Here is an 11,684-nt window from a genome sequence, read left to right on the forward strand (position 1 = left end):
AGGGCGGGCGGATTGAGCAGTTGATTCGAGCGGCTGGTGCTCAACTTTGGTATTTACCACCTTACTCCCCCGACCTCAACAAAATTGAGAACTGCTGGTCTTGGCTCAAGAGCCGCATCCGCAAACAACTCGACCAGTTTAATTGTTTGCGAGATGCAATCGAGCATGTCTTATGCTTGTCGTCCTAATTACCTTGGCGATTGCTATAGCTCGCTGTGCAGTTACAAGACATTGTAAGCAGTATCACGGACTTTAGCGTATGGTCTCACGCTCAGAAAATCTGCTTTTTTGCTTGGTATATACACTCCTATCGCAATCAGGAGCGCTTTAACCAAGCCGACCTTAGAGCTTGCTATGACGAGCTTTATCTGGATAAGCCGTCTAATGTTAGCCCATATCTCGCACAGTTACGAGATAGAAAGCCCAAGGAGGTTGTTCAAGATAAGCGGGGTTATTATTTAGTTCGGCAAGTCAGAGAAAAATTTGAACTGGAGTATGGTCAACGCCAAACTGCCATTCAAGTTGAGCAGCTTTTGCTGGACTTGCCTGACAAAGTATCCGATCTGGCGGAACAAGTTTTTCTTCAGGAAGCGATTGCTTGTTTTCGCTGTGGAGCTTTCCGTGCAGCAATCGTCATGTCTTGGAATTTAGCGTTTGATCACTTATGTAATTATGTGCTGAAGTTGCACCTGACAGCTTTCAATATGCAACTTCCAATCAAATATCCAAAGCGCCACATTACACCGATAGCAACGAGAGATGACTTCAGCGAATTGAAGGAGTTTGATGTGATTGAGATTTGTAAATCTGCAAAAATTATTTCTGGCAACCTTCAGAAAATATTGCAGGAAAAGTTAAGACGTCGTAATATGGCTGCTCATCCCTCAAGCGAAGTGATTTCACAGCTTCAAGCTGAGGATTTCATAAGCGATTTAGTTAATAATGTAGTACTCAAATTGGTTTAGTCCTTTTGCTACAGAAAATCGAGCGGTGCGATCGCTCCCGCAGCTATTTCAGTAAGCTGTAACCCACTTCAGCAAAGTATTGTGGAACTTGGTTTCCGATGCCGTTGGCACGACCAAAGAGCGATCGCTCTCATGTTCACGAATCAGCATTTTGAAGTCCAGGGACTTTTTGATAGATGGAGGCAATATCGCAGCGAAAATCGATACTTGCAAAGTAAACTTCATCTCCTTGGTGGTAGATTTGAGAAACCCAATCGCCTGAGTCGGAAAGGCGAAAACACTCGACACTCATCTGAGATTGATGAATTAACGCATATTCTCGTAAAGATGGCGACGTTTGATAGTCAGCAAATTTCTCTCCTCTGTCAAAAGCTGCTGTTGAGGGAGATAGCACTTCAATGACCAAAATGGGATAGAGGATGAAGTCATCTGTAGAGTTTGTATCCTGTTCATCGCAAGTTACTGCAACATCGGGATAATAATAGCAGTCTGCTGACTCTAGCCTAACTTTGATATCCGAGGAGAGAACAAGGCAAGGACTATTATTGAGGTGATTGCCCAATATTCTTACTAGGTTGCTAGCAATAATAATATGAGGCTTCTTTGCCCCTACCGTTGCATAGACTTGCCCTCGCCTATACTCATGTTTGATAGGACTGACTCGCTCTCCCTCTAGGTAATCTTCTTTTGAGATGTAGAAGTTTTTGCTAATAGTCATTGGATAGTTTTTTAGAACGAGTGGCTATTTCGGCAAGCTGTAACCAACTTTAACAAAGCATTGCCGAACTTGGCTTCAGATTCGGTTGGCACAACAAAAGAGCGATCGCTCTTTTGTTACTGACGGTTGTATACCCGGAAACACACTTTATTTATCCTTTACTCCCCTGGGCAGAGAAGGGGAAAATAGCGATTGTGGAACTTGCTAAAGTAGTTGTACTGTGGTGTCCCAATGTAGTCGTTTTTAAAGCGATCTCTACTCGCGCAACATTCCAACCCCCCTGCAATTTAACGCTAGGCTCAGACGCGCTACTTGTGGAGCAACAGCAACTTAAAGCCCTCAAACAGGAATTAGCATGGGCTGGGTTGCTAGTTTCCGAGCAATTCTAAAAACAAAAATTATAAATTGACATAACCGCAAGAATGTAGAGAAGGATGAAAGTGGTGTCTACCTCCAGGTATGTCAGCCAGACAATCCATTGATAGTTGATATAACAATGATTCCCGATAACGAAGCTGACCGACTCGCCGCCGTGCGTCGCTACGACATTCTTGACACACCTCCAGATGGAGCCTTCGACCGAATTACAGCTCTAGCTGCCCGGTTTTTTAATGTCCCGATTTCCATTATTAGCATCGTTGACCACGACCGGATCTGGTTTAAATCCCATCATGGGCTAGAAGTTCAGCAAATTGGACGCGAACCCGGACTGTGTGCCAGTGCGATTTTGCAAGAAGACGTTTACACCGTTCTGGATGCCAAAGTAGACCCCCGCACGTTTGTAAATTCCTTAGTAGCTGGGGAATTTGGACTTCGCTTTTACGCGGCGGCTCCCTTGCAGACACGCGATGGTTTCAACTTAGGCACTATTTGTGTAATCGACTATCAACCCCGTCAAGTGACCGAAGCAGAAAAGGCAACTCTCAAAGACCTAGCCGCCATCGTCATTGATGAATTGGAACTGCGACTCTCCGCTCAAAAAGCCGTACAAGCTGAAGTTGCCCTACGGATGGCAGCACTGGAAGCAACGCGATCTAAAAGCGAATTTCTGGCGATGATGAGCCATGAAATCCGCACTCCGATGAACGGAGTTATTGGAATGGCAAGCTTGCTATTGGATACAGAACTAACGTTCCAGCAACGAAAGTTTGTCGAGATCATCAGTAGCAGTGGCGATTCCTTACTGAAAATTATTAATGACATTCTCGACTTTTCAAAAATCGAGTCTGGCAAGCTGGAATTAGAAGAACAACCTTTAAACTTGTTAGATTGCATTGAAGCTGCCTTAGATTTACTCGCTCCCCATGCTTTTGAAAAAGGCTTAGAACTTGCTTACCGAATTGAGACAGGAACACCTAGCATCGTGCTAGGAGATGAAATCAGACTGCGCCAAATTCTGGTGAACTTGCTAAGTAATGCAATTAAATTTACTTCTGCTGGAGAAGTCGTGGTTTCTGTAACAGCAACAGAAGTAATGGTTAATCAGGAGTCAGCAATTAGTCACCGGCAAGAAAACCAATCATCCATTGCCCCTGATTCATTCCCTAAAACCTATTACGAAATCCAATTTTCCGTCAAAGATACCGGAATTGGGATTCCTTCAGACCGAATCAATCGTTTATTTAAGTCGTTTAGCCAGGTTGATGCCTCTACCGCCCGTCAATATGGGGGAACCGGCTTGGGACTGGTGATTAGCAAACGCTTGAGTGAAATGATGGCGGGTCAGATGTGGGTTGAAAGCGAAGTGGGACGCGGCTCCACCTTTTATTTCACGATCGTCGTCCGAGATTTTCCTGGCTGTCCACTTGTTGAACTCGATGCTGTCCAGCCGCAGTTAGCTGGAAAACGGCTATTAATTGTGGATGCCAACGTTACTAGCCGCCAGATTTTGATTTTGCAAACGCAATCTTGGGGAATGATGCCGAAGGCAACTGAATCGGGTGCCCAGGCGTTAAACTGGCTTCGGCAAGGAGAGCGTTTTGATATGGTGATTCTCGATAGGCAAATTTTAGGGATGGACGCCTTGAGCCTAGCGACAGAAATTCGCTCCTTCCCGAACGCTCAAGCATTACCCGTGGTGATGTTGACAACGTATGGCAAGGAACCGGGGGGGAAACAGTTAGATCGAGTAAAATTTGCAACCTTCCTGAATAAGCCGATTAAACAATCTCAGCTTTACAATACCTTGAGCGATCTGTTGGTACGAGAGCCGATCAAGGTGCATCACGCACCCTTTACTTTCCCTGAGTTTCAGCTCCCCTTTGCCGAAAGTCTTCCCCTCCGAATTCTTGTCGCCGAAGATAATCGGGTGAACCAGAAGGTTGCTTTGCACATACTTCAACAGTTGGGATATCGAGCCGATGTTGTTAACAATGGGTTAGAAGTGCTGGAATCTTTGCGGGGTCAACCCTACGATCTGCTGCTGCTGGATGTGCAGATGCCAGAAATGGACGGTTTAGAGACGAGTCGTAACATCTGCCAAAAAGAATTGGCAACCGATGGGAGCGCAAAACCTTGGATTATTGCCATGACGGCGAATGTCATGCAAGGCGATCGCGAAACGTGTCTGGAAGCTGGCATGGACGACTATATCAGCAAGCCGCTCCGCAAGGAAGAGTTAGTTCAGGCTTTGCTGAGGTACAGGGGCACTGAGGTGCAGGGATACAGAGGTGCAGGGAAGTCGGGGATTGGGGGAGACAAAAAAAGAGAGGGCGAAGCCACTACTTCACTGAATACTGAGTGCGGACAGGGTAGCGATGTAACATTATCATTCAGTACTCCTATTGATGCGAAGATCCTGGAAGCATTTGCTAAAACAGTGGGAGGGAAAGCCTCAAATTTATTAACTCAATTGATTCATTGCTATTTAGAAGATGCTCCCAAACTGCTGCAAGCAATGGAGACAGCAGTGAGTAACCAAGATGCGATCGCGCTCAGGCAAGCATCTCATACTTTGAAAGCCAGCAGTGCCGCTCTTGGTGCAGTACAACTGGCTACTTTGTGTAAACAGTTAGAAGCGATGAGCCGGACTGGAGAAATTGCGGGTGCATCCAAAATTGTTGTACAGATTGAAACAGAGTATGAAAAAGTGAAAACGGCTTTGCAGATGGAAGCACAATCAAGTCAGCAATGAATATTACTTGCACCGAACCAGATTCCTACCTCGTCCTGATTGTTGACGATGACAAATTCACGCGGATGCAGCTGCGCGCCATGATTGAACACGAAGGCTACACAGTGGCAGAGGCAAGTGATGGAGAGGAAGGCTTAGCTGCTTACGTAAGCCTACATCCAGATATTGTGTTGCTAGATGCGTTGATGCCGATTCTGGATGGCTTTAGTTGTTGTCGCCAGTTAAAATCACTTCCTCAAGGCGATCGCACACCTGTTTTAATCATTACCAGTCTTGATGACCGAGAATCTGTCAATCAGGCGTTTGAGGCAGGTGCTACCGATTACGTGACTAAGCCGGTTCACTGGGCAGTGCTGCGCCAACGGATGCGTCGTCTCCTCCAAGCGAGTCGAGCAGCGGAAGAATTACGACAGCAAAATCAGCGACAACGGCTAATGGGAGCGATGCTGGAGCGCATCCGCCAATCTCTGAATCTAGAGGAAATTCTTAATACTACAGCCAGCGAGGTGCGGCAATTTCTTCAGACCGATCGAGTGGTGATTTATCGCTTCAATCCAGATTGGAATGGCATCGTGGAGGTGGAATCTGTAGATGAGCGCTGGACTCCTATTTTAGGGAAAACCATTGTAGATCCGTGCTTTGCTGAAAACTATGTCAAGCCCTACAAACAGGGTCGTATCCGAGCTACGGAGGATATTTACAACGCTGGCTTGAAACAGTGTTACATCGATTTAGTGTCTCAGTTTCAAGTCAAAGCTAATTTGGTGGTGCCCATCCTGCAAAACAGGGCTGAGGAAAGGGAACCGGGGAGCCGGGAGGAATCTTCGCTCAGTCCCCAAATAGCCCTTAGGACAGATAGCACTCAGTTGTGGGGGCTGTTGATTGCTCATCACTGTTCGCAACCTCGGCACTGGCAACCGTGGGAGATTGATTTCCTCAGTTCGTTGGCAATTCAGGTAGCGATCGCGATTCAACAATCTGAACTTTACCAACAGGTGCAGCGGCTCAACACAAACCTCGAACACCAGGTACAGGAACGCACCAGCCAGTTGCAGCAAGCTCTCAAATTTGAAGCGATGCTCAAACGAATTACTGATAAAGTGCGTGACAGCCTTGATGAGAGCCAAATTTTGCAAACAGCCGTGCAAGAATTAGCACAAGTGCTGGGAGTTACATACTGCGATACGGCGTTGTATGACATTAATGGGGCTACTTCCACGGTTTGCTATGAGTACACGCTTTCCATGCCTTCATCTGAGGGAAGCGAAATCCAAATGGCAAGTAATCCGGCGATTTACTCCCAACTATTGCAAGGAAAGCATTTACAATTTTGCAAAATAGGCCCTAACCCAATTCAGCCGGTTTCCGGTGAATTTTCAGTTTTAGCTTGTCCGATTTTTGATGACCAAGGGGTTTTGGGCGATCTGTGGTTATTAAACGATCGGGAATATATTTTTAACGAACTAGAGATTCGCTTATTACAGCAGGTTGCTAATCAATGCGCGATCGCAATTCGCCAAGCCCGACTTTACCAAGCTTCGCTGGCTCAAGTTGAGGAATTAGAAAAACTCAATTTTCTCAAAGATGATTTTTTGAGTACGGTTTCTCATGAGTTACGCACCCCCGTATCCAACATGAAAATGGCAATTCAGATGTTGGAAGTGATTATGGAAGAAACCTGCAATTGGCGGGATGAAATCGCTAATAAAAGTGCGGAGAGACACCCAGGTTATTGCTATTTTGAGCTGTTAAATAATGAGTGTGACCGAGAGATTAATCTGATTAACGATCTACTCCACTTACAGCAACTCAATGCAGAGGCGCATCCTTTAGAAAAAACAGCGATTCATCTACAAGACTGGATTCCCCATATCGTAGAACCTTTTGAACAGCGAACCCACAAACACAAGCAAATCTTACAAGTAGAGATTCCCGAAGAACTGCCGATTCTAATCTCCGATCCATTCTGTTTAGCACGCATCCTCACCGAGCTGCTGAATAATGCTTGTAAATATACTCCGCAAGGAGAAAAAATTAAGGTAGCTGTCCATGCTAAATCAGAAAAGCTTCAGCTCGAAGTGACTAATTCTGGAATCGAAATTCCTACAGATGAAATTCCCCGAATCTTTGATAAGTTCTACCGCATTCCAAGTAATGACCCGTGGAAGCATGGCGGAACTGGTCTAGGACTGGCATTGGTTCAAAAAATGGTAGCTTATTTAGGAGGAACAATTAAAGTGGAAAGCGAATCTAAAATCACCTGTTTTTTAGTTGAACTACCGATTTTTTGATTTTAGTAAAACTTGTTAGCAGACAATAAAGTAATTTGCAATAATTGTCAAGAAATCTAAAAATTCCATTGGGATTAAAAATACAATATTGATAAAACAGAAAAGAAGAATCAAGAGAAACTATGATGCTACAAAAAGAATAGAATTGCTATAAAGAATAAAAATAAAAAGTTAAAACTTAGCTGTTTACCAATGAGCAATGACCAATCTGCGGGTAGTGTGCCAGAAGAAAGCGTCGGTCGTATTTTACAGCGGGGGGGTGAAGAACTGGCATTGGAGAAAGTGAGCGATCGCTTCACGGTTCGCCCCGCTACCCCCGACGCTGCATCTGAGGAGTTGGCGCAAACGATTCCCGCCCAAGCACACCAGGAAATCCCCGGTAGAAGCGGGATGACTCCTCCCCTACAAGAATTCATTGTTGACCCATCCCAGCGAGACGAAGCCATGCAGGCGGCAAGAGAATCTGAGGATGTCGCCTTTGCCAGTCATGTCTATAAACTTAAAGAGAATCCGCAAACGTTAGTTTACCTAACGGATCAGGTGACTATTCAGTTTGCCCCATCGGTGGATGAAGAAACCCAAAGAGCGATCGCATCCTTATTTGGCTTACAATTGCTGCGACCCGTTAGCGGTATTCCCAACACCTTCGTCTTCGAGGTCAGTCCGCAAGCACGGGAAAATCCCATTAAAATTGCCAACCGCTTAATGGGGCGAAAAGAGGTACTTACCGCCGAACCCAATATCGTTGTTCGACAAGAAAAGCACTACCGACCCAAAGATTCCCTCTATCCCAAGCAATGGTATCTCAACAACCTTGGCGGATCTCAGATAGCAGCCGGTTCTCACATTTCGGTTGAGAAAGCCTGGGATATAACCAAAGGCATCCGTTCCATCGTTGTCGCAGTGGCAGATGATGGCTTTGACCTCAACCACCCAGATTTTCAGGGAACCGGCAAAATTGTTGCTCCTAAAGACTTCAAAGAACAAGACTTCTTGCCACTACCTGGAGACGACAATGAAAACCACGGAACTGCCTGTGCTGGGGTTGCAGTTGCAGAAGAAACCGGCACCGGCATTGTGGGAGTTGCCCCAGGCTGTGCCCTGATGCCCCTCCGCACCACCGGCTATCTAGATGACGAAACCATCGAACAACTCTTTGACTGGGCTACCAACAACGGTGCTGCGGTCATTTCCTGTAGCTGGGGGCCAGCAGCCGTCTACTTTCCCCTGTCCCTGCGGCAACGCGCCGCCCTAACTCGTGCCGCGACCCAAGGACGAGACGGTAAAGGATGTGTCATCGTCTTTGCTGCCGGGAATGCAAATCGTCCCATCAGTGGCACGATTAACGAGCAGGGATGGCCTAATAACCTGTTAAAAGGTCCTACCCAGTGGCTAGGTGGTTTCACCGTTCATCCAGATGCGATCGCAGTTTCCGCTTGTACCAGCCTCAACAAAAAATCTGCCTACAGTAACTGGGGAACCAACGTCTCTGTCTGTGCCCCCAGCAACAATGCCCCGCCGGGAATGTGGTTTGAACAAACCGGCTATGTCAGTACCGCCCCCGAAGTCAGAGCATTGCTGCCTGGATTGGGCATCTTTACCACTGACCGACTCGGAGTCGCTGGCTACGACAGCAGCAACTTCACCAGTGACTTTGGCGGAACCTCTAGTGCTTGTCCCGTTGTCGCAGGCGTCGCTGCCCTCATTCTGTCAGCTAATCCCGATTTAACTGCAACAGAAGTTAGGCAAATTCTGCAACAAACCGCTGACAAAGTCGTTGACCCCGACCCCGACCCCCAATTGACTTTTCGATTGGGCAGTTACGATGCAAACGGTTTCTCTCAGTGGTTCGGCTATGGCAAAGTCAATGCTTTTAAAGCTGTTCAAGCTGCTCAACAGCAGCGCGTCCAACCCTCCCAAGCCTCCCAAGCCTTGCACGGACGCAACGACAACCTCGTCCCCATTCCCGACTACAACTCCCAAGGCGTTACCAGCGCAATTAACGTAACTTACGCCAGTCCTTTACGAGATATCCAAGTCAGCGTCAACATTCAACACCAGTTTTTGGGGGATATCGAAGTTAGCGTGAGGAGTCCTAACGGAATTACGGTGCTGTTGCAAGGTCGCACTCTGGGTTCTACAACTCAATTGCAAGCCACCTACACGCTGCAAAATACACCCGCACTCCAGCAACTTCTCAACAAACCCGTAGCAGGCATCTGGCAGTTGTGGGTCGTGGATTATGCCCAGATGGATACAGGAACTTTGAACAGCTGGGAATTAACCTTGGGCATCTGAGTAGGGGCACTGCTGTGCCCCTACTCAGTCTTTTATCGGCAATCAGAGTATATTGCTGGATATATAGAAATAGCGGTAATGGTCGTGAGTAATGAGCCGTCTCCCATTACTGATTCCCTAAAAGCTCTTGTTTGCGAATGAATGAGAATTTCTATAGAAAGGTTAAAACGATGACTGAGCGCCCGATACTTCATTTAAAGGGGGAGCAGTAGAGAGCGTATCCGCCTCTTCTACTTCGCATCCATCTATCTGTTTAAGCACCGCTTCTAAATCGGCGGTTAGTTTTTTCGCACTTTGTTTTGGCGTATTGCTGCAATAATTCGCGACTGAGATCGGCTCACCAATGTTAACTTTTATACCGCAGCCCCAATGCGGCACTGGGCTGCCGTAACGGACGCTAATCGGCACAATTTTGACATCCAATTCTGGTTGGCTAGATTCCACTTGCAAGGCAATGCGCGCCAAACCCGTCTTGAGGGGGTGAACTTGCGTATCCTGGTAGATGCCGCCTTCCGGGAAGATGACCAGCACTTCTCCCTGGCGGAGAACTTCGACGCCATGACGAAAAGTGCCAACTCCCGGATTTCGGGTATCTACTGGGAACCCTCCCATGCGGCTGATAAACCAGCCTTGCCACCCTTTCATTTCATCCGCTGACACCATAAACCGCAGGTCACGACCCGTCACAGGTTGTCCAGCCGCATGAGGCACGACAAACGCATCCCAGCGAGAGCGATGGGTAGGAGCTAGGATTACCGGCCCGGTAGCGGGGATATTTTCTTGTCCGGTGACTTCGGCTTTACCAAAGTAAAAGGGAATGACAAGATATTTTGTCACCTTATAGCCTAAGGAAGCTAGCCAAGGTAAAACACGGGAAGTAATAGGAACTACCTTGACAGGTTTTGGTGTCTCTATCGTTTGTTCAGAGGGGTCGGGCTGAGTCATCACGAATAAAACTTCTCACAGCATCCATAATTCCAGCTTATGTATGATTACGGCATCTGTCTTGTAGTAGAAGGACAGTTCTCATGCTGTCATTAGCAGAGTAAAAGTAAACATAAATAAGAGCAATTTTTTTGTTTTGCCTTTTGCCTTTTTACTTTTGACTTTTTAAGCGCCGTTGGGCAAACCAAGATTGCAGATGTTGGCGGCAGGCAGACTCTAAGATACCACTTATGACCGGCAAGCGGTGGTTAGAGCAAGCGCTATCTGGAATATTGGCAACGGTACGAATCGCGCCAGTTTTTGGATCGTCCACACTGTAAACGAGAAGTCGCAGACGTGCTAGCGCGATCGCACCAGCGCACATGGGGCAAGGTTCTAAGGTGACGTAGAGCGTGCATTCGTTAAGGTGCCAGTCCTGCATTGCTTGCCCAGCAGCTCTAAGAGCTAAAATTTCGGCGTGGGCAGTCGGGTCTTTGTCACGTTCTTTGCGATTTTCACCCTCTGCAATCAAGTTACCATCTGCACTCACAATTACTGCTCCCACTGGCACTTCCCCAGCATCACCCGCCTTCTCGGCAAGTTCCAGCGCTTGAATCATCCATTGTCGGTGAACTAGGTAAGCAGAGTCCTCAATTTCCGGTGGCGGAATCTCAATAGCCATGCGCTTGTGCCCGTACCGACTATACAAACGAAATTCACCTGTGTTGGCTGATTCTAGCCTTGAACGGTGGGTTGAGCCAGTAGGGGGTCTAATTGTCCGCCTGTATTCAATTGATAGAGGTCATCGCTCCCACCAATGTGCTGCTCATTGATAAAAATCTGCGGCACGCTTCGACGCCCGTTGGCACGTTCAGCCATCTTTGCTCTGGCTGCCTCATCACCATCAATTTTATACTCAGTAAAGTTGACGCCCTTCCACCAGAGCAACATCTTGGCTCTGATACAAAAGGGGCAAGTTTGCCAAGTATAGATTTCAACGTTGGCTTTGTTACGTTCTGGATGACGCCCTAGGATTGGATTAAGAAAGTCAAACATTTTAGGATTTTTAAATTTTCTAGATTTGGATATGTGTTTAGCTGTTGGCATTCAGCAATGCGCCTTCGTTTAATTTACCAAGCCCAGGGCTGAGTACCTCTGTTTAAACTAGATCGTTTTTTCAAACAAGACAACAACTACAATATATTAATAAGTTTAGCAAACTAAAAAATTAATTTTATTAATTAAGTGCTTAAGCAAAATTAATTACATATTCGGTTCCGACTTTTTTTAGCACATTTTTGACATACTTTACTAAACTTTTCCAGTCCCGATAAGCCTCTATCTCTATCCATTCA

The 11,684-nt window shown here is 46.6% G+C and carries 10 protein-coding genes and 1 pseudogene; 6 read left to right on the forward strand and 5 right to left on the reverse strand.

Annotation, left to right across the window (positions count from 1 at the left end):
• Together NDI34_RS26310 and NDI34_RS26315 are read left to right on the forward strand one after the other, a co-directional pair.
• The coding region (locus tag NDI34_RS26310) for a transposase (protein ID WP_348232469.1) at positions 1-188 on the forward strand (188 nt) is incomplete at its 5' end.
• Between the two features lie 27 nt (positions 189-215).
• A complete protein-coding gene (locus tag NDI34_RS26315; protein ID WP_190985898.1) occupies positions 216-965 on the forward strand; it encodes a hypothetical protein in 750 nt (249 codons plus the stop codon).
• Between the two features lie 136 nt (positions 966-1,101).
• Here the strand turns inward: NDI34_RS26315 and NDI34_RS26320 are convergent, their stop codons facing one another.
• On the reverse strand, positions 1,102-1,683 hold the full coding sequence (locus NDI34_RS26320; RefSeq protein WP_348234302.1) for a Uma2 family endonuclease: 582 nt from the start codon (positions 1,681-1,683) through the stop codon (positions 1,102-1,104).
• A 113-nt stretch (positions 1,684-1,796) separates the two neighbouring features.
• On the opposite strand from NDI34_RS26320, the gene NDI34_RS26325 reads away from it, so the two are divergent.
• The 4 genes from NDI34_RS26325 to NDI34_RS26340 all read left to right on the forward strand — a co-directional run bounded on the left by NDI34_RS26325 (position 1,797) and on the right by NDI34_RS26340 (position 9,405).
• Positions 1,797-2,072, forward strand: coding sequence for a hypothetical protein (locus NDI34_RS26325; RefSeq protein ID WP_348234303.1), 276 nt, complete (start codon positions 1,797-1,799; stop codon positions 2,070-2,072).
• A 107-nt stretch (positions 2,073-2,179) separates the two neighbouring features.
• Positions 2,180-4,816: a response regulator gene (locus tag NDI34_RS26330; protein ID WP_348234304.1), complete on the forward strand. Its 2,637-nt coding sequence runs from the start codon at positions 2,180-2,182 to the stop codon at positions 4,814-4,816.
• Positions 4,813-7,107 (forward strand): GAF domain-containing protein, encoded by a 2,295-nt coding sequence (locus tag NDI34_RS26335; protein WP_348234305.1) that lies wholly within the window; start codon positions 4,813-4,815, stop codon positions 7,105-7,107. The genes NDI34_RS26330 and NDI34_RS26335 overlap by 4 nt, the downstream gene beginning before the upstream one ends.
• Before the next feature lie 192 nt (positions 7,108-7,299).
• Positions 7,300-9,405 carry a S8 family serine peptidase gene (locus NDI34_RS26340; protein WP_348234306.1) on the forward strand — a complete coding sequence of 702 codons (2,106 nt, stop codon included), beginning with the start codon at positions 7,300-7,302 and terminating at the stop codon, positions 9,403-9,405.
• A gap of 162 nt (positions 9,406-9,567) precedes the next feature.
• Here NDI34_RS26340 and NDI34_RS26345 read toward each other — a convergent pair whose 3' ends face one another.
• The 4 genes and pseudogenes from NDI34_RS26345 to NDI34_RS26360 form a co-directional block, all read right to left on the reverse strand.
• Entirely contained in the window at positions 9,568-10,350 is a 783-nt protein-coding gene (locus NDI34_RS26345) for a 1-acyl-sn-glycerol-3-phosphate acyltransferase (RefSeq protein WP_190985903.1), read from the reverse strand.
• Between the two features lie 151 nt (positions 10,351-10,501).
• Positions 10,502-11,011 carry a tRNA adenosine(34) deaminase TadA gene (gene tadA / locus NDI34_RS26350; protein ID WP_190985904.1) on the reverse strand — a complete coding sequence of 170 codons (510 nt, stop codon included), beginning with the start codon at positions 11,009-11,011 and terminating at the stop codon, positions 10,502-10,504.
• A 53-nt stretch (positions 11,012-11,064) separates the two neighbouring features.
• On the reverse strand, positions 11,065-11,385 hold the full coding sequence (gene grxC / locus NDI34_RS26355) for a glutaredoxin 3 (RefSeq protein WP_190985905.1): 321 nt from the start codon (positions 11,383-11,385) through the stop codon (positions 11,065-11,067).
• Positions 11,386-11,578: 193 nt separating this feature from the next.
• A pseudogene (locus tag NDI34_RS26360) lies at positions 11,579-11,684 on the reverse strand (IS630 family transposase); the annotation flags it as partial.

It is taken from the genome of Trichocoleus sp. DQ-U1 (assembly GCF_039961925.1).
Classification (GTDB): Bacteria; Cyanobacteriota; Cyanobacteriia; order Cyanobacteriales; family FACHB-T130; genus FACHB-T130.